General features: G+C 71.5%; 16 protein-coding genes. 4 read left to right on the top strand and 12 right to left on the bottom strand.

The genetic code is table 11. The features are described from left to right. Positions 1–39: 39 nt before the first annotated feature. Entirely contained in the window at positions 40–693 is a 654-nt protein-coding gene (locus OHA37_RS23605) for a hypothetical protein (protein ID WP_266908235.1), read from the bottom strand. A 147-nt stretch (positions 694–840) separates the two neighbouring features. Beyond that, positions 841–2,013, bottom strand: a complete 1,173-nt coding sequence (locus tag OHA37_RS23600; RefSeq protein WP_266878075.1) for an acyl-CoA dehydrogenase family protein — start codon at positions 2,011–2,013, stop codon at positions 841–843. A gap of 285 nt (positions 2,014–2,298) precedes the next feature. Between OHA37_RS23600 and OHA37_RS23595 the strand changes: the two genes are divergently transcribed. Together OHA37_RS23595 and OHA37_RS23590 are read left to right on the top strand one after the other, a co-directional pair. Beyond that, on the top strand, positions 2,299–3,642 hold the full coding sequence (locus OHA37_RS23595) for a UDP-glucose dehydrogenase family protein (protein ID WP_266908232.1): 1,344 nt from the start codon (positions 2,299–2,301) through the stop codon (positions 3,640–3,642). Positions 3,643–3,821: 179 nt separating this feature from the next. Then, on the top strand, positions 3,822–5,132 hold the full coding sequence (locus OHA37_RS23590) for a glycosyltransferase family 87 protein (protein WP_266908230.1): 1,311 nt from the start codon (positions 3,822–3,824) through the stop codon (positions 5,130–5,132). Positions 5,133–5,139: 7 nt separating this feature from the next. Here the strand turns inward: OHA37_RS23590 and OHA37_RS23585 are convergent, their stop codons facing one another. The 4 genes from OHA37_RS23585 to OHA37_RS23570 form a co-directional block, all read right to left on the bottom strand. Continuing rightward, positions 5,140–6,216 carry a membrane dipeptidase gene (locus OHA37_RS23585; protein ID WP_266908228.1) on the bottom strand — a complete coding sequence of 359 codons (1,077 nt, stop codon included), beginning with the start codon at positions 6,214–6,216 and terminating at the stop codon, positions 5,140–5,142. A gap of 180 nt (positions 6,217–6,396) precedes the next feature. Beyond that, a complete protein-coding gene (locus tag OHA37_RS23580; protein WP_266908226.1) occupies positions 6,397–7,620 on the bottom strand; it encodes a dipeptidase in 1,224 nt (407 codons plus the stop codon). After that, positions 7,617–8,153: a 5-(carboxyamino)imidazole ribonucleotide mutase gene (purE, locus tag OHA37_RS23575; RefSeq protein WP_266908224.1), complete on the bottom strand. Its 537-nt coding sequence runs from the start codon at positions 8,151–8,153 to the stop codon at positions 7,617–7,619. The genes OHA37_RS23580 and purE overlap by 4 nt, the downstream gene beginning before the upstream one ends. Continuing rightward, on the bottom strand, positions 8,150–9,289 hold the full coding sequence (locus OHA37_RS23570) for a 5-(carboxyamino)imidazole ribonucleotide synthase (RefSeq protein WP_323182361.1): 1,140 nt from the start codon (positions 9,287–9,289) through the stop codon (positions 8,150–8,152). Before OHA37_RS23570 ends, purE begins: the two co-directional genes overlap by 4 nt. Positions 9,290–9,499: 210 nt before the next feature. Between OHA37_RS23570 and OHA37_RS23565 the strand changes: the two genes are divergently transcribed. Continuing rightward, on the top strand, positions 9,500–10,045 hold the full coding sequence (locus tag OHA37_RS23565; RefSeq protein WP_266908222.1) for a GtrA family protein: 546 nt from the start codon (positions 9,500–9,502) through the stop codon (positions 10,043–10,045). A 35-nt stretch (positions 10,046–10,080) separates the two neighbouring features. Here the strand turns inward: OHA37_RS23565 and OHA37_RS23560 are convergent, their stop codons facing one another. Beyond that, positions 10,081–11,346: an ATP-binding protein gene (locus OHA37_RS23560; protein WP_266908219.1), complete on the bottom strand. Its 1,266-nt coding sequence runs from the start codon at positions 11,344–11,346 to the stop codon at positions 10,081–10,083. Positions 11,347–11,385: 39 nt separating this feature from the next. Beyond that, complete coding sequence (locus OHA37_RS23555) at positions 11,386–12,063, bottom strand: response regulator transcription factor (RefSeq protein WP_250736849.1); 678 nt, start codon at positions 12,061–12,063, stop codon at positions 11,386–11,388. A 487-nt stretch (positions 12,064–12,550) separates the two neighbouring features. Here OHA37_RS23555 and OHA37_RS23550 point away from each other — a divergent pair, with 487 nt between their 5' ends. After that, a complete protein-coding gene (locus OHA37_RS23550) occupies positions 12,551–14,047 on the top strand; it encodes a peptide MFS transporter (RefSeq protein WP_266908216.1) in 1,497 nt (498 codons plus the stop codon). 74 nt (positions 14,048–14,121) lie between these two features. Here OHA37_RS23550 and OHA37_RS23545 read toward each other — a convergent pair whose 3' ends face one another. The 4 genes from OHA37_RS23545 to OHA37_RS23530 all read right to left on the bottom strand — a co-directional run bounded on the left by OHA37_RS23545 (position 14,122) and on the right by OHA37_RS23530 (position 18,351). After that, entirely contained in the window at positions 14,122–15,423 is a 1,302-nt protein-coding gene (locus OHA37_RS23545; RefSeq protein WP_266908214.1) for a hypothetical protein, read from the bottom strand. Positions 15,424–15,437: 14 nt separating this feature from the next. Further along, complete coding sequence (locus OHA37_RS23540) at positions 15,438–16,547, bottom strand: hypothetical protein (protein ID WP_443046319.1); 1,110 nt, start codon at positions 16,545–16,547, stop codon at positions 15,438–15,440. Between the two features lie 77 nt (positions 16,548–16,624). Next, on the bottom strand, positions 16,625–17,659 hold the full coding sequence (locus OHA37_RS23535; RefSeq protein WP_266908210.1) for a COG1470 family protein: 1,035 nt from the start codon (positions 17,657–17,659) through the stop codon (positions 16,625–16,627). Between the two features lie 17 nt (positions 17,660–17,676). Then, on the bottom strand, positions 17,677–18,351 hold the full coding sequence (locus tag OHA37_RS23530; protein WP_266908208.1) for an LPXTG cell wall anchor domain-containing protein: 675 nt from the start codon (positions 18,349–18,351) through the stop codon (positions 17,677–17,679). Positions 18,352–18,393: the final 42 nt, after the last annotated feature.

The raw sequence follows: 18,393 nt of genomic DNA, 5'->3' as shown, positions 1-18,393 counted from the left end.
GTCCGATGTGTGCGGTCGTCTTCGCCGCAGGCCAGGGCCTCAGGCGGTGAACGGGTTGGCGTGGCCGGGCAACTGCTGCCCCGGGCGCAGGAATCGCCGGGCGCCCCGTTCGTCGCGCACCTCGTGGAACCCGGCGGCCGTCAGCCGCCGTGCGATCTTCGCGCGGCGGATCACACCCACCTGGAACGCCACGGTGGCGAGCAGCGCAACCAGCCCGCCGGAGAGGAACGCCTCGAACGGCGACTTGTCGTCGAGGAGCATGAGGAAGGGCAGGACCGCGCAGAGGAGGTAGCACACCACCTTCTGGCGCCGGTCTCCGACGTACATGGCCATGACGTCGAAGGTGACGAGGTCCTTGAGCACGGCCACGGAGTCGGCCACCTCGGGTAGCGGCTTCAGCGACCCCTGCGCCAGCCCCGGCACCGTCCCGCCGTTGCCCGCCCGCGGATGGGCGGTGATGGTGGCCGCCTCGCGGACGCGCGCCTCGGGCCGCGGGTCCCGGTACATGCGGACCTGGACGAGCGAGTTCTTGAAGCCGGTCCTGTACGCCGAGCCGTACGTGTAGCCGTACTGCTCCGCCACGTGCGCCAGGGCGGCCGCCTTCTGCGCGGTGCCCTGCGGGGCGATCTCGACGACGTCCTGCTGGCGGGCGATCTGCTGGAGCATCCCTGCCATGTGACGTTCTACGGACATCCTGTTCCCCGCCCCCTGCGACCCCGCCCCCGCAACCCCGTGCCCGGGGCCGACCGGCGCACAGCCTAGGGGGTGCGCCGCCGGCCGGACCACGCGAGGTCCCCCGACCAGGGATCGGGGGACCTCGCGTCCGGCGGGGTCAGGCCCTTACGGCAGGTTCCTTGCCATCACGATCCGCTGAACCTGATTCGTGCCTTCATAAATCTGCGTGATCTTCGCGTCGCGCATCATGCGCTCCACCGGGTAGTCACGGGTGTAGCCGTAACCGCCGAGGAGCTGGACCGCGTCCGTGGTGACCTCCATGGCCACGTCGGAGGCGAAGCACTTGGCCGCGGCGCCGAAGAACGTGAGGTCCTCGTGCGGGCCGCCGCCGGAGACGCGCTCCGAGCGGGCCGCGGCCGAGTAGGTCAGCTGGCGGGCGGCCTCGATCTTCATGGCCATGTCCGCGAGCATGAACTGCACGCCCTGGAAGTCGCCGATCGGCTTGCCGAACTGCTTGCGCTCCTGGACGTAGCCCTTGGCGTAGTCCAGGGCGCCCTGGGCGATGCCCAGTGCCTGGGCGGCGATGGTGATGCGGGTGTGGTCGAGGGTCTTCATCGCGGTGGCGAATCCGGTGCCCTCGGCGCCGATCATGCGGTCGGCGGGGATCCGGACGTTGTCGAGGTAGACCTCGCGCGTCGGGGAGCCCTTGATGCCGAGCTTCTTCTCCGGGGCGCCGAAGGAGACGCCCTCGTCGGACTTCTCGACGACGAAGGCGCTGATGCCCTTGGAGCGCTTCTCCGGGTCGGTGACGGCCATGACCGTGTAGTACTCGGAGACGCCGGCGTTGGTGATCCAGCGCTTGACTCCGTTGAGCACCCAGAAGTCCCCGTCGCGCACGGCGCGGGTCTTCATGCCCGCGGCGTCCGAGCCCGCGTCGGGCTCGGAGAGGGCGTACGAGAACATCGCGTCGCCCTTGGCCAGCGGGCCGAGGTACTTGGCCTTGAGCTCCTCGGATCCGGAGAGGATCACCGGGAGCGAGCCGAGCTTGTTGACCGCCGGGATGAGGGAGGAGGACGCGCAGACGCGGGCCACCTCCTCGATCACGATCACGGTGGCGAGGGCGTCGGCGCCCGCGCCGCCGTAGGTCTCGGGCACGTGGACGGCGTGCAGGTCGCTGGCGACGAGGGCGTCCAGGGCCTCCTGCGGAAAGCGGGACTCCTCGTCGACCGCGGCGGCGAAGGGCATGATCTTCGCCTCGGCGAGCGCGCGGACGGACTCGCGGAGCATGTCGTGCTCCTCGGCCGGGCGGTACAGGTCGAAGTCGGCAGAACCCGCCAAGATCTCTCACTCCCCAGGTGGTGCGTGGTGTTAACTACCGTTAAGTAGCCCAAGCTTAGTGTCCGTCCGCCGACCGCGACACGGGCGTCGCACGTGAGTTGCATGACAGCGGGGCCCGGGCGCGGCTCCGGGCGGGCGGAAACGGGCCGGCTGCCGGCCCGCGGACGGGTGAGCGCCGGGCGGAGGACGGGTGACGGACGGGTGACGGACGCCGGAATGCATCCCCGGCCACCGGCCCGACTATGCTCGGTTGCCGCGAACGGCCCAGCACCTCCAGGAGCACTCATGGCCCCCCTCAAGATCACTGTGATCGGCACCGGATACCTCGGCGCCACGCACGCCGCGGCAATGGCCGAGCTGGGGTTCGAGGTGCTCGGACTGGACGTGGTGCCGGAAAAGATCGCCATGCTCGCCGCCGGGCGCGTGCCCATGTACGAGCCCGGACTGGAGGAACTGCTGGCCGCGCACGTGGCCGGACTGCCGGGCTCCACGGGCCGGCTGCGCTTCACCACCTCCTGGGAGGAGGTCGGCGCCTTCGGCGACGTCCACTTCGTCTGCGTGAACACCCCGCAGAAGCACGGCGAGTACGCCTGCGACATGAGTTACGTCGACTCCGCCATGGAATCGCTCGCCCCGCACCTGACCCGGCCCGCCCTGGTCGTCGGCAAGTCCACCGTGCCCGTCGGCTCCGCCGAGCGCCTCGCCGCGAAGCTGACCGCGCTCGCCCCGGCCGGCGAGGAGATCGAGCTCGCCTGGAACCCGGAGTTCCTGCGCGAGGGCTTCGCCGTCCAGGACACCCTGCACCCGGACCGGATCGTCATCGGGGTCGACGGCGAACGCGCCGAGAAGGTCCTGCGGGAGGTCTACGCGACCCCCATGGGCGAGGGCACCCCGCTGGTCGTCACCGACTTCCCCACCGCTGAACTCGTCAAGACCGCCGCCAACTCCTTCCTCGCCACGAAGATCTCCTTCATCAACGCGATGGCCGAGGTCTGCGAGGCCGCCGGCGGTGACGTGGCGAAGCTGGCCGAGGCCATCGGCCACGACGAGCGCATCGGGAAGAAGTTCCTGCGCGCCGGCATCGGTTTCGGCGGGGGCTGCCTGCCCAAGGACATCCGCGCGTTCATGGCGCGGGCCGGCGAGCTCGGCGCCGACCAGGCCCTGACCTTCCTGCGCGAGGTCGACTCCATCAACATGCGCCGCCGCGGCCACATGGTCGAGCTGGCCCGCGACGCCGTCGGCGGCTCCTTCCTCGGCAAGCGCGTCGCCGTCCTCGGCGCCACCTTCAAGCCGGACTCCGACGACGTCCGCGACTCCCCCGCGCTGAACGTGGCCGGCCAGATCCACCTCCAGGGCGGCCAGGTCACGGTCTACGACCCCAAGGGCATGGACAACGCCCGCCGCGTCTTCCCCACCCTCGGGTACGCCGACACCGCCCTGGACGCCGCCCGCGGCGCCGAGGTCGTCCTGCACCTCACCGAGTGGCGGGAGTTCCGCGACCTGGACCCCGCCGCCCTCGGCGAGGTCGTCACCGACCGGCTCGTCCTCGACGGCCGCAACGCCCTCGACCCCGAGCTGTGGCGCGCGGCCGGCTGGACCTACCGCGCGATGGGCCGCCCGCGCGCCTGACGGCCGCGCCCGCACGCCCGCGCCCGACCACCGCATCCGACCAGCACGCCCGGCCACCGCGCCCGCCCCGGCGACCCTTGATCGATTTCGTTGCGGAATACACGGTTTCACATCTCGTCACCGGATCGTTGGCGAGAGCAGCCGGGGCCACACACCGTGGATCGCTAGACTCACGGCCGATGACCAGTACGAGCAGGACCATCGATTCCGCACTCCGGGGGCGCTCCGGCCGCCTGGCCATGGCGGGCTTCTGGCTGGCCACCCGGACCCTGATGGTGGTCCTCCTGGTGGTGAACCTGCACGGCACCTCCTCGGTGCGCGTGGAGATCACCCAGACCTACAACAACTGGTACGACGTCCTCGTCACGGGGACCATGCCGCACGACGACGTCATGTGGCAGTACCCGCCGGCCGCGGCGGCCATCTTCCTGTCGCCCGACCTGCTCCCCTTCCTCAGCTACTTCCAGGCCTTCGTCGCCCTGACCGTGATCTGCGACGCGCTGATCGCCGTCGGCCTGGTCCGCGCCGCCCGCCGCGCCGACGGCAGCCTGGCCGGCGCCGTGCTGTGGCTGACCACGCTGCCGCTGCTGCTGTCGCTGCCCTTCGGCCGCTACGACCTCCAGGTCACCCTGCTCGCCGTCGGCTCGCTGCTGTGCCTGCGCTTCCGCCGCAAGCTCGGCGGGGTCCTCGCCGGAGTCGGCGCCCTGGTCAAGGTCTGGCCGCTGCTCACGCTGATCGGCACCCCGCGCGGCCGCACCACCCGCGACGCCGTGGTCTCGGCCGTGGCGGCCGGGGCCGTCCTGCTCGCCGTGCTCGCGCTGTTCTTCCGCGACACCCTCGGCTTCCTGGGCAACCAGGGCAACCGCGGCATCCAGGTCGAGTCCCTCGGCGGCTCGGCCCTGATGCTCGGCAAGCTCGTCGGCGCCTGGTCCGGGAAGGTCGAGGTCCGCTACGGCGCCTACGAGTACCTCGGCCCGTACGTCTCCAGCGTCGCCCTGCTCTCCGTCGGCCTCACGGTCGTCGGGTTCGGCTGGCTGCTGCTGTGGCGGGTCAAGGCCCGGCGCTGGACGACCGCGACCCCGCTGGACGCCGCACTGTGCGCCATCCTCGTCTTCACCATCACCAGCCGCGTGCTCAGCCCGCAGTACCTGATCTGGCTGGTCGGCCTCGCGGCCGTCTGCCTGACCTGCAAGCACACCACGCAGCGCCCGGTGGCCTGGCTGATCGTGGCCTCCACCGCGCTCAGCACCGTGATCTACCCGCTGACCTACGGCTCGGAGATCCTCCCGGGCACCGGCTTGGGCACGTTCCTCCTGGTGCTCCGCAACGGCCTGCTGGGCTGGGCCGCCGTCTGGTCCTGCCTGCGCCTGTGGCGGGCGAGCGTGAGCCCCGTCCCCGGGACCGGGACCGGAGCCGTGAACGCGAACGGCGCCGAGACCGTCGTGGCCCCGGCGCCCAAGGCCGGCTCCGAGGTGCCGGCGCGCGTCTGACTCCCGCTCAGGACGCCCTACGGTGCTGCGCCGCGCGGGCGGTGAACTCCGCGTCGCGCACCACCCGCTGGGCGTTCCCCCAGGTCAGCAGTGCCAGATCGGTCTCCGGCCAGCCCCGCTCCAGCAGTTCCGCGATCAGCCGCGGATAGCCCGAGGGATCCGCCAGGCCCGCGGGCCGGGCCAGGCCCGGCTCGGCGCCGAAGCCGGCGCCCAGGCCCACGCAGTGGGGGCCCGCGACGGCTCGTACGTGATCCACGTGGTCCGCGACCGCGTGCAGGGAGTCCCCGGTCAGCGCGGTGTCGAAGCTGACCATCGCCAGGCCGTTCGCCGCGCGCAGCGCGAGCAGCACCTCGTCGGTCACGTTGTCCGGGTGCGGATTGAGGGCGGCCGCCCCGGTGTGCGAGATGATCACCGGCGCCTTGGAGGCCGCCGCGAGCTGGCAGGCCGGCGCGGGCGGGCAGCCCGTGAGGTCCAGCAGCATCGCCAGCCGGTTCATCTCCTTGACCACCTCGTGGCCGAAGGCGGTCAGTCCCCCCGTCGCCCAGGGGGCCCCGGCCGGCGCGAGGATCCGTACGCCCAGCGCGTGGAACGCGCGCAGCGTGCCCAGCGAGTCCGTCAGGGTGCGGCCGGGCACGGGTCCGAGGAAGGAGGCGATGCGGCCCCGGTTGCGGGCGTCCGCCAGGTCGTCGGCGGTCAGCGCGAGGCAGAGGCTGTCGGGGTAACGGCGCATCAGGGCCAGGGCCCCGTCGATCTGTTCGAGGGTGTCGGACACCACCTGGTCGGTGGCCTCGGCCTCGCGCGGCGTGAGCAGCGACCAGAACTGGGCGCCCACTCCCCCGGCCCGCAGCCGCGGGATGTCGGTGTCGACGCCCGTGTCCGAGGTCTCGATGTCGTGGTACGGACTCTCGCGCAGGGTCCAGACCAGGGTGTTGCAGCCATCCGCCACGGGATGGACGCTGAGCAGTGCGGAGGCCCGCTCCAGGGCGCCCGGGAGCAATGCGCCCGGGGGATCCTCGGCTCCTAGGGAGCCCGGGCCCACGGGGGTCACCGAGTTCGTGTGCGGTTCGTCCTGCAGGTCGGCCATGGCGTGCGCTCCGGTCTCGGCGGCTGTGTCGTTGCGAAAAGCAGCGGGAGAGAAGCAGGGAAGATGTTGCCACCGTGACATGTGGGACGCCGGAGGCGCCCGGCGGATGTGGCGTTCGGGTGTAACCAGCAGGTGTCCGCTGGTCACAGCCCGTGCGCCGGATCCGCCGGGCGGGGCCGGTCAGGGGGCGGCGGGCGCCGGCAGCACCGCGTTGGACGGGCCCCGGGAGGCCGACTGCTCGCGCGCCACCGCTTCGGCGTCGCGCAGCGTCCGTACCGCGTTCGACCAGGTCAGCTTGGCCAGGTCGGCCTTGGACCAGCGGCGTGCCAGCAGCTCGGCGACCAGGTTGGGGTACCCGGCCACGTCGTCCAGCCCGGCCGGGGTGAAGGCGGTGCCGTCGTAGTCCCCGCCGATGCCGATGTGGTCGACGCCGGCCACCTCGCGCATGTGGTCGAGGTGGTCGGCGACCGTGGCGGCCGTGGCCACCGGGCGCGGGCGCGCCTCCTCGAAGGCCCGGTGCAGGGCCATCGCCGCCGGAGTGGTGTCGAGGTGGTGGTGGCCGTGCGCGCGCAGGTTCTCGTCGGCGGCCAGGGTCCACTCCACGGCCGCCGGCAGGATGAACTTGGGCACGAAGGTGGCCATCGCGACCCCGCCGTTGGCCGGCAGCAGTGCCAGCACGTCGTCGGGGATGTTGCGCACGTGGTCGCAGACCGCCCGCGCCGAGGAGTGCGAGAAGACCACCGGCGCGGCCGTGACCGCGAGGGCGTCGCGCATCGTGGTCGCGGCGACGTGCGAGAGGTCGACGAGCATGCCGATCCGGTTCATCTCCCGGACGACCTCGCGGCCGAAATCGCTGAGACCGCCGTGCCGGGGCTCGTCGGTCGCGGAGTCCGCCCAGTCGATGGTGTCGTTGTGCGTGAGCGTCATGTACCGCACGCCGAGCTGGTGCAGGGCGCGCAGGGTGGCGAGCGAGTTGTTGATGGAGTGCCCGCCCTCGGCGCCCATCAGCGAGGCGATCCGGCCCTCGGCGCGCGCCGCCTCCATGTCGTCGGCCGTCAGGGCCCGCACCAGATCGCGCGGGTAACGGTCGATCAGCTGGGCGACGACGTCGATCTGCTCCAGGGTGGCGCTGACCGCGTCGTCCCCCGCGTAGTCGGAGCGCACGTAGACCGACCAGAACTGCGCACCGACCCCGCCGGCGCGCAGCCGGGGGATGTCGGTGTGCAGGTGGCCCTTCTGGTCGCGGCCGATGTCCCGCCGGTCCAGGTCGTAGCGCACGGTCTCGCGCAGGGCCCAGGGCAGGTCGTTGTGGCCGTCGACGACCGGGTGCTCGGCGAGCAGTTCGCGCGCGGCGTCCAGGTGCCGGGCGGCGCCCGTCCCGCCCGCCGTGCCCGCCGCGCTCACTTGCCGAATCCGAAGGAGTCCTGGCCGGCCACCTTGTTGCGCAGCCGCTTGCCCTTCTCGGTCGCCTGGTCGTTGAGGTCCTGCAGGAAGTCGTTCATCCGCGCGCGCAGCTCCGGGTCGTGCGCGGCCAGCATCCGTACGGCGAGCAGCCCGGCGTTGCGGGCGCCGGCGATCGAGACGGTGGCGACGGGGATTCCGGCCGGCATCTGCACGATCGACATCAGGGAGTCCATGCCGTCGAGGTACTTCAGCGGGACCGGTACGCCGATGACCGGCAGCGGGGTGACGGAGGCGAGCATGCCGGGCAGGTGGGCGGCGCCGCCCGCGCCCGCGATGATCGCCTTGAGGCCGCGCCCGTCGGCCCGCTCCCCGTACGCGATCATCTCGCGCGGCATCCGGTGCGCGGAGACCACGTCGACCTCGTAGGGGATCTCGAACTCGTCGAGGGCCTGGGCGGCGGCCTCCATGACGGGCCAGTCGGAGTCCGAGCCCATGACGATGCCGATGACGGGAGCTGCTGCGGAGGTGCTCATTCGGTGATCGTTCCTCTGAGGTAGCCGGCTGCGTGACGTGCGCGCTCCAGCACATCGTCAAGATCGTCGCCGTAGGTGTTGACGTGGCCGACCTTGCGGCCCTGTTTCACGTCCTTGCCGTACATGTGGATCTTCAGCTGGGGGTCGTGGGCCATGCAGTGCAGGTACGCCGCGTACATGTCGGGGTAGTCCCCGCCGAGCACGTTGGCCATGACCGTCCAGCGGGCGCGGGGGCGCGGGTCGCCGAGGGGGAGGTCCAGGACGGCCCGTACGTGGTTGGCGAACTGGGAGGTGATGGCACCGTCCTGGGTCCAGTGGCCGCTGTTGTGCGGGCGCATCGCCAGTTCGTTGACCAGGATCCGGCCGTCGGTGGTCTCGAAGAGCTCCACGGCCAGGTGGCCGGTCACGTCGAGCTCCATGGCGATGCGCAGGGCCAGGGCCTGGGCCTCGCCGGCGAGGGCCTCCGAGAGGTTCGGGGCGGGGGCGATGACCGTGTCGCACACCCCGTCCACCTGGATGGACTCCACGACCGGGTAGGACACGGCCTGGCCGTGCGGGGAGCGGACGATGTTGGCCGCGAGCTCGCGGACGAAGTCCACCTTCTCCTCGGCCAGGACCGGGACGCCCGCCTTGAACGGGGCCTCGGCGTCCGCCGGCGTACGGACGAACCACACGCCCTTTCCGTCGTACCCGCCGCGCACCGTCTTGAGGATGACGGGGAACCCGCCGACCTCTTCGGCGAAGGCCGCCGCGTCCGCCGGATCGCTCACGATCCGGTGGCGGGGGCTGGGCGCGCCGATCTCGTCGAGCTTGGCGCGCATCACCCCCTTGTCCGCGGCGTGCATCAACGCGTCGGGCCCCGGGCGGACGGGTACGCCGTCGGCTTCCAGGGCCCGCAGGTGCGCGATGGGCACGTGCTCGTGGTCGAAGGTGATCACGTCACAGCCGCGCGCGAAGGCGCGCAGGGTCTCCAGATCGCGATAGTCGCCGATGACGACGTCGCTCACGACCTGGGCCGCCGAGTCCTGTGGGGTGTCACTGAGGATCTTGAATCTGATGCCGAGGGGGATACCCGCCTCGTGGGTCATGCGGGCGAGCTGTCCGCCGCCGACCATGCCGACTACCGGGAACGTCACTCCTCCAGGGTATCCGGCGGTATTCCGCCATCCGGACGCGCATCGGGGTGTCCGTGGCCGGTACTCGGCACTGGGGGGTCACGGGTGTGCCGTGTGTCGCACGGTGTCCGAAGGCGCAGACGTACCGATGGGGCGACACTTAGCATGGGCGCGCGCAGTAAAACGTGTGACGCCTCATACGGGGGCCCCGAAGACAGGACTGAGCCTCATATGAGCAAGCCGGAGAGCGGATCCGTCCTCGACCGCGTGCGCGGGCTCGCGCGCGAGATCGCCAGGTTCGGGGCCGTCGGCGGGCTGGGAGTCCTGGTCAACCTGGGCGTCTTCAACCTGATCAGGCAGGTCACCGACCTCCAGGTGGTGCGCGCGAGCGTGATAGCCACCCTGGTGGCCATCGTCACGAACTACCTGGGCTTCCGCTACTTCGCCTACCGGGACCGGGCCGACCGGACCGGAGCGGGCCGCACCCGTGAGCTCGGGCTGTTCGTCGCCTTCAGCGCGATCGGGCTCGTGATCGAGAACGGCATCCTGTTCACGGCCACGTACGGCTTCCACTGGGACGGGCCGCTCGCCTCGAACTTCTTCAAGTTCACCGGCATCGGCATCGCCACCGTGTTCCGCTTCTGGTCCTATCGGACCTGGGTCTTCAAGGCCCTGCCCACGCCGGCCGCGGCCTCCCTGGTCGTCGAGCAGCGTGACGGCCATGCCCCGGCGGACGTGCAGGCGCCGGCGCGGACCCCGGAGACCGCCGCGAACTGAGGCCCCGGCCCGTACCCCCGGCGTCGCGACCGCCCTCAGCGGACCGTCTGCTCCGGTTCGGAGGGCGTCGGCGCGGTCCGGCTGAGGAAGAGGGCGAACACCGGCGGCCGGGTCTGGAGGAGCTCCAGGCGGCCGCCGTCGGCCTCCGCGAGGTCCCGGGCCACGGCGAGGCCGATGCCGGTGGAGTTGCGGCCGCTGATGGCCCGCTCGAAGATCCGGTTGCCGAGGTCGGGCGGGACGCCCGGCCCCTCGTCCGTGACCTCCAGTACGGCCTGGTTGCCGATCACGCGGGTCCGCAGGGCCACGGTGCCGCCGCCGTGCATGAGGGAGTTCTCCACGAGGGTCGCCAGGACCTGCGAGACGGCGCCCGGGGTGCCCACGGCGCGGATGCCGGTCTTCCCGGAGCGGACGACGGCCCTGCCTGCGCTGCGGTAGGCGGGGCGCCACTCCTCCAGCTGCTGTTTGACGACCTCGTCGAGGTCGAAGGGGACGGCGGAGCCCGTGCGCGGGTCCCTGGAGTTCGTCAGGAGCCGCTGGACCACGTCCGTGAGCCGTTCCACCTGGGTGAGGGCGATCGTCGCCTCCTCCCGTACGGTCTCCAGGTCGTCGGTGACGGTGATCTCCTCCAGCCGCATCGACAGGGCCGTCAGCGGGGTGCGCAGCTGGTGCGAGGCGTCCGCGGCCAGGCGCCGCTCGGCGGTGAGCATGCGGCCGATCCGCTCGGCGCTGGAGTCCAGTACGTCCGCGACCCGGTCCAGCTCGGGGACCCCGTACCGCTTGTGGCGGGGCCGCGGGTCGCCGGATCCCAGGCGCTCGGCCGTCTCGGCGAGGTCGGTCAGCGGGGAGGCCAGCCGGTTGGCCTGGCGTACGGCGAGCAGGACGGCCGCCACGACGGCGAGCAGGGCGACCGCGCCGACCACGGCCAGGGTGCGGCCGACCTCGCGGGTGACGGTGGAGCGGGACTCCTCGACGACCACGGTCTCGCCCTGCTCCCCGCGGGCGGTGCCCCGGATGACGCTGTCGGTGATGCGCGTGCCGATCTCGACGGGCTCCCGGCCGGGGATCGTGATCCGGGCGTACCGGCCGGGGTCGAGCTGTTCGGCGAGGGTGCCGGGGTCGACCTGCTTCTTCTCCAGGACGTCGCTCTCGACGATGCCCACCAGCCGCAGCGCCTCGGACTCGATGCGGTCCTGGGCGCTGCTGGTGATGGTGCGGGTCTCGACGATGACGAGGGAGACCCCGAAGACGGCGATGACCACGAGCACGACGGCGAGCGTGGAGTTGATCAGGCGGCGGCGCATGGCTCAGACAATGCCCTAGATATGCGGTCCGGGGTGGTTTCAGCTCTTCTCGAAGCGGAAGCCGACTCCACGGACGGTGGCGATGTAGCGGGGGTTGGCCGCGTCGTCGCCGAGCTTCTTGCGCAGCCAGGAGATGTGCATGTCGAGGGTCTTGGTGGAGGACCACCAAGTGGTGTCCCAGACCTCGCGCATCAGCTGGTCGCGGGTGACGACCCGGCCGGCGTCGCGGACGAGGACGCGCAGCAGGTCGAACTCCTTCGCCGTGAGCTGGAGCTCCTCCTCGCCCATCCAGGCGCGGTGCGATTCGACGTCGATGCGCACCCCGTGGGTGGCGGGCGCCTGGGAGGCCTCGTTGGCGCCGCGCCGCAGCAGGGCCCGGACGCGGGCGAGCAGCTCGGCGAGACGGAAGGGCTTGGTCACGTAGTCGTCGGCGCCGGCGTCCAGGCCCACGACCGTGTCGACCTCGTCGGCGCGGGCGGTCAGGACCAGGATCGGGAAGCCGTGGCCCTCGGCGCGCAGCCTTCGGGCGACCTCAAGACCGTCCATGCCCGGCAGGCCCAGGTCCAGGACGACGAGATCGATGCCGCCCTGCAGTCCCGCGTCCAGGGCGGTGGGGCCGTCCTCCCGGACCTCGACCTCGTACCCCTCCCGGCGCAGGGCGCGGGCCAGGGGTTCCGAGATGGATGCGTCGTCCTCGGCGAGCAGTACACGCGTCATGTGGGTGATGGTAGTCCGCGGCGGCGGAAAGAAGAGGCCCACGTGCAGACCCCTGTCTATCTGGGCTTATGAACGGCTAACGGCCTTCGAATGTACCCAGTTGGTTCCGCCACAACCTGTGATCCATATCTCAAGTACTTTCATATCCGCCGCTGTCGTGTCGTATGGTGTCGAGACGCCTGATGCACTACCTCCAAGAGACTTTCGAGCCAAACACAGCCGAAAGTCTCTATTTCTGTCCTGATCGGACGGGAAGTCTGGATAGGACTCACCCGTCCGGCCTCGATGACAGTGAATGACCTATGGGCCGGGCCCGCCGCGCGATGGTGCGCGAGCGGGCGTGGATCCCGGTTACGGATGTTCCTTCGCCCCCGCCGGGGCGAGACCCCCGGGCGTGGGGTGGGAGGTCCGCCGCCGGTACCGGCCACTCGTCCCGGGCGCAGTTCCGCTCACGAAGCGAAGCGTCCCGAGCAAGCAAGGATCGACCATGGCTTCCAGCCTGACGAAGGACTCGGCCGGTAACGCCACCGAGAAGACCTTCCTCGGCCACCCCAGCGGCCTCGCCTTCCTCTTCATGACGGAGATGTGGGAGCGCTACAGCTTCTACGGCATGCGCGCGCTGCTCGTGCTCTTCCTGGCCACCAACGTCGCCGACGGTGGTCTCGGGATGAACGACGCGACCGCGGTCGCGATCTACTCCGTCTACAACGCGATGGTCTACCTCCTCGCCCTCCCGGGCGGCTGGCTCGGTGACCGCGTGTGGGGTGCCCGCAAGGCCGTGGCCGTTGCCGGTGTCGTGATCATGACGGGTCACTTCCTGCTGGCGGTGCCCTCGTCCATCTCGTTCTTCATCGGCCTGGCGCTCATCGCCGCCGGTTCCGGTGTCCTCAAGGCCAACATCTCCACGATGGTCGGCCAGCTGTACACCGACAAGAACGACCCCCGCCGTGACGGCGGCTTCACGATCTTCTACATGGGCATCAACCTCGGTGCCTTCGTCGCGCCGCTGACCATCGGCTACGTCGGCCAGGAGGTCAACTGGCACCTCGGCTTCGCCATGGCCGGTGTCGGCATGGCCCTGGGCCTCGCCTTCTACTTCTTCGGCTTCCGCCACCTGAACCCGGTCTCGAACCAGGTTCCGAGCCCGCTGAGCGCCGCCGAGAAGTCCTCCGTCCTCAAGAAGGGCCTGATCTGGCTCGGCGTCGCCGTCGCCGCCTACGCGGTCATCGGCCTGGCCGGCATCTTCACGATCAACTACGCGCTGTGGCCGCTGACCATCGCCGGTCTGGTCCTCCCCGCCTGGGCGATCCTGCGCATCAAGCGCGACAAGGACCTCTCCACGGTCGAGCGCTCGCGCATGTCGGCGTACGTCTGGTTCTTCGCCGCCGCCGCGATCTTCTGGGCGATCTACGACCAGACCGGCTCCACGCTGGCGCTGTTCGCGAAGGACAGCACGGACAGCACGCTGTTCGGCTTCAACTTCCCGGAGAGCTGGTTCCAGTCCCTGAACCCGCTGTTCGTGATGGCGCTCGCGCCCCTCTTCGCGATGCTGTGGGTGGCGCTGGCCCGTCGCTCCAAGGAGCCCACCACCCTCGCGAAGTTCTCCTTCGCGCTGGTCATGATCGGCGTCTCCTTCGGCGTCATGATGATGGCCCAGGGCCTGGCCACCGGTGACACGAAGGTCAGCCCGATGTGGCTGGTCGGCGTGTACTTCATCCAGACCGTCGGTGAGCTCACCCTCTCCCCCGTCGGCCTGTCGCTGACCACCAAGCTGGCGCCGCAGAAGTACGCCTCGCAGATGATGGGCGTCTTCTTCCTCGCGGTCACCGCGGGCGACTCCACGATCGCTCTGCTCCAGCTGATCGGTGCCCCGACGGACACCCAGGGCTGGTTCGCCAGCCAGGGCGCGCTGGCGGTGCTCGCCGGTATCGCGATCTACATGTACCGCAAGAAGGTCCAGCCCCTCATGGGCGGCGTGCACTGACGCACCCCCCGACAGGGCGAACGGCCCGGCACACCGAAAGGTGTGCCGGGCCGTTCCTTCGTTCCGGGTGGGGCTTACCGCTGGCCGCGCAGGCGGCGCCACGGGGTGAAGGTGAAGACAGCCGCGCCGAGCAGCATGACCGTGCCGGCGACCAGGGCCAGGGCCTTGATGCCGCCGTCGTCCGAGGCTCCGGTCTGGGCGAGGCCGCCGGAGGTGGCGGCGCTGCCCGAGGTGCCGGAGGTGCCGGAGCCGCCGGGCTGGGCGGCGGTGTCCAGCGTGAGCGACACCGAGCTGGCCGTCGCGGCGCAGGGCACCACGATCGGGGCGGCGCCCGGGGCCATGACCACGTTGATCGTCAGCTTGTCCGGGGTCAGCGTGGTCTTGCCGGTCTTTCCGGGCTTGTAGGTGCCCTTCATGTCACTGAGGCTGACCGGTGCGCCCCCCTTGATCGGCTCGGGGTTGCCCGGGCCGCTGACCTTGACGATCCCGCTGTCGGCTCCGCCGAGCTTGATGTCCATCGAGGGCTGGAGGGCTCCCGCCGGAAGGTCCATGGGGCTGTTCATCACGCCCTTGGCGGTGGTGGCGGTCAGGTCGTAGGTGCCGCCGTTCTTCTTCGCGTTGATCGTCACCTTGCCCTTGAGCGGGCCTCCCTGGATAAAGGACCCGCAGTCGAAGGTGACGTCCACGGTCTGGCCCGGGAAGTCGGTCTGACCCCCGCCGGACGCGGAGGGCGAGGGGCTGGCGGGCGGCTGGCTCGTGGGCGGAGCCGTGGTGGGCGGCGGGGTGGTGGGGGGCTTGCTGGTGGGCGGCGGGCTGGTGGGGGGCGTGGTGCTGGGCGACGGGCCCGGGCCGCCCGAGCCGGTCACCTTGATCGTGGCCCCGACCGGGACGGTCGTCCCCTCCTTGGCCGTGCACACGGTGTCCGTGCTCATCACGTTGATCTTGTACGAGGCCGGGGTCAGGGTGACCGTGCCGGCCTTCGTCAGCTTGAGCTTCGCCTTCATGGGAGTGACCACCATCGGCGAGTTCTTGGGGATCGCCGGGTTCTCCGCCTTGCCCTGCACCGCCAGCTCGCCGGTGGCGTCCCCGCCCAGCTTGATCACCCCGGACGGGGTCACGGAGTTCGCCGCCAGATCCGTGTAGCCCGGGTTGTCCGAGGCCGCCTTGGTGGTCTTCCAGACCACCTCCACCTCATCGCCGACCTTGGCCTCGGCGGGCGTCACGGTGACCTCGGCCGTGGTCGTCCCCTCGATGTTGCTACCGATCGGTGGATCACACACGGTCGGGAACGAGATCTCGGCCGCGCCGGCCGGGGCAGCGGCCACCATCACCATGCCCGCGCCGCCGAGAAGCAGCGCGACCGCGGCCGCGCTCATCCTCCGTTGGGTGTTCACAGTTTTCCTTTCGTCGTCGGACTGTTCTCAGACGGTGCGGACGTCTGTGCTGCCTGTGGTGCGTCGGGTGGTGCTGCTGTCCCCGGCGCGCTGTCCGGGGTGAACCACGGCAGTACCGCCGTGGTGGTCTGTGGGGGTTCGGCCGCCGGGCCCGAGCGGGCCGGCGGTCCTCCTCGTACGGAGCCCCGCGCGGGCCCCCGCAGCGCCGGGATCTTGGGCAGCCGGGCGGTCACCGCCGCCGCCGGGTCGGGCTGCGGGCGGTGGCCGCGGTGGCGGCCGGACTCGCGCGGGCGGACCCTGTCGACGACGGCCATGCCGATCCGGAAGATCGCGGCCGGGACCACCAGGAGGAGCAGGCCCCAGAACAGCAGCACCCCGTACGGGCGGGCCACGCCCCAGGGCTGCGTGGCCAGCACCGTCTCCCCGTACTTGAGGGAGAGGGTGTAGTCGCCGTGGGCGCCGGCGGTCAGGGTGGCGTCGAGGGAGACCTCCGCCTTGCCGCCGGGCGGGATGGTGCCCTTCCAGCGGACCTCTTCCCAGGTCGGCGCGAACACCCCGTGGGCGGTGCCGAGCTGGAAGACCGGGTCCTTGACGGCCGCGGAGCCGAGATTGCCCACGGTGACCGTGAACTTCCGGCCGGGCGGGGCCCCGAACCAGGTCAGCACCCCGTCCTCCCCCTTGAGCTGGACCCCGGTGAGCAGGGCGAGCCGGGCCGTGCCGCCCTCGGCGGGCAGGTCGGCCACCGGGTGGTCGGTGATCTTCAGCGGGGCCGCGACGGTGGACTGGTCCCCGTTGACGGAGGTCACGTTGACCACGCAGGGGCAGGGCTTGGGCGGGGCCACCACCGGGAGCTGGGCGGAGAAGTGCCCGTCGTCGGCGACCGAGACGGCCACCCCGTCGGCGTTGGCGCAGCTGTTGGTGCCGCCGATCATGTTCTGCCCGCAGACCAGCAGCATCACCATGGTCTTGGCCGGCCAGCCCGTTCCGGTCACGGCTATCTCCGTGCCCTTGGCGGCCTCCTTGAGCGAGAGGGCCACGGCGGGTTTGGCCCCGTCGTCCGCGGTGGCCGGGGCCGCCGCGAACAGCGCCAGCGCGCACGCCAGCAGCCCCGCCGCCAGCCCCGCGCGTCCCGCCGCGGCCAGGGCCCTGACCTTGCCGCCGTGTCTCACACCGGCCTTGGCACTCACCTGGGTGCTCCCGTCAACTCGTGTTCCGGCGCTGGGGCTTCTTCGGGTACGGCGCTCCCGTGCGGCGCGGGCGCGGACCCCGGTCCAGACCTGCCGGACCAGATCCGCCGCTTGCGTTCGAGGAGCAGGGCGGCCGCCGCGACGGCCCCGAGGCCCAGCAGCCCGAGGCCGGTCGCGCCCGCGATCCCCCAGGGCACGAACCAGGCCGAGGTGCTCCCCGTGGCGCGGGCGCCGCCGGGGGCCGTCACGGTGAGGGTCAGGGCGACCCGGTCGAACACGGGCGCGCCCGGCCAGGGTTCGGTCAGCTCCACGCGCTGGCCGGGCAGCACCTCGACCGGCAGGGTGCGGGCGCTGCGGCCCGCGACCTTGCCGAGGGTTCCCTCGGCGCTGATGACCAGCTCGGGGGCGAGGGCCACGTTGCCGCGGTTGACCAGGGCGTACGCGACGCGCGCGGTCGCGCCCTTGCCCCGTACGGAGACGTCCTCGACCGTGAGCGCCGCCAGCGCCGGGCCGCCGACGCGCAAGTGGACCCGTACGCCCACCTCGCGGCCGGACTCGGTGGCGACGACGGCGGCCGGGTGGTCGCCGGGCGGGGAGCCGGGCGGCACGGTGACGGTGAAGGGGACCACGGCGCGGGTGCGCGCCGGGACCTTGACCGTGGTGCCCGCGCCGAAGCTGATCCAGAGGCCCGCGCCGATGGACTCTTTGGCCGAGCGCACCGCGAAGGCGCCGGCCGCCGTGTTGTAGGCGTCGGCTCCCCGCAGGGTGACGGTGTGCTCCCGGTCGCTGGTGTTGACCAGGGCGAGGCGGTCCTCCAGCACCGTGCCGGAGGGACCCGAGAGGTAGAAGTACGGGCGGGCCCCGGCCTTCGCCGCCGCCGGCGCAGTCCCGGCGGCGGGCTCGGCGGTCCAGCCGGGCCCGTCGGCGGCGGCCGGGGCCGCCATCGCGCAGGAGAGCACGGCGGTGACCACGGCGGCGACGGCGGCGAGGAGGAACCCGCCGGGCCTTCGGGGCGAGGGGAGCACGGGCATGACCGGGTGCGCTCCGTTCAGGACCCGGCCCGCTGGCCGCGCCGGGTCAGCCAGAGCACGCCTGCGGCGCCGGAGAGGATCACGGTGGCGCCGAGGGTTCCGAGGGCTATGGCGGAGTCCTCGGGGCCGGTCTGCGGGAGGCTGTCCCCGGTGGAGCCGGTCGAACCGGTGGCGCTGCCGCCGGCGGCCGTCACGTCGAGTTCGAGTGACGGCTTGGGGCTGTTGCCCGCCGTGCAGGTGGTGGTCGTACCCATCGCCTTGATCGTGAGCACGCCCGCGGTGAGCGTCACCTTGCCGGACTTCTTGGGCGTGTACGTGCCCGACAGGTCGCTGATCTTGATGGGCGTATTGGCCGGAACGGCCTCGGAGTTGGGCGGACCGGAGACCGGTACCGACACCTTCTCCGCGCCGTCCAGCATGATCACGGCACTGGGCGTCATCGCACCCTTGCCGAGCTCGATGGGGCTGGAGGAGACGCCCTTCTGGAAGGACATCGTCAGCTTGTAGCCGTTGCCCTCCTTGACCCCCTTGATCTCGATCGGCGAGACCGCCGATTTGGGGCCGATGGGGGTCTTGCAGTCGTACTGGACGTCGACAACGGCCGCATGGGCTGCGGGGGCGGCCAGCAGTACCGCCGCCCCCGCCAGCGCGGAGGCCAGCGCGAGCGCGGTGGAACGTTTCCGGTCGGACACCTTCGTCTTCCCCTCGAACCTTGGGCCACAAGTTACTGACGG

The organism is Streptomyces sp. NBC_00335, from assembly GCF_036127095.1.
Taxonomy (GTDB): Bacteria; Actinomycetota; Actinomycetes; order Streptomycetales; family Streptomycetaceae; genus Streptomyces.
Note: the sequence above shows the minus strand (reverse complement) of the source record. Positions and strands in the feature narration are given on the sequence as shown.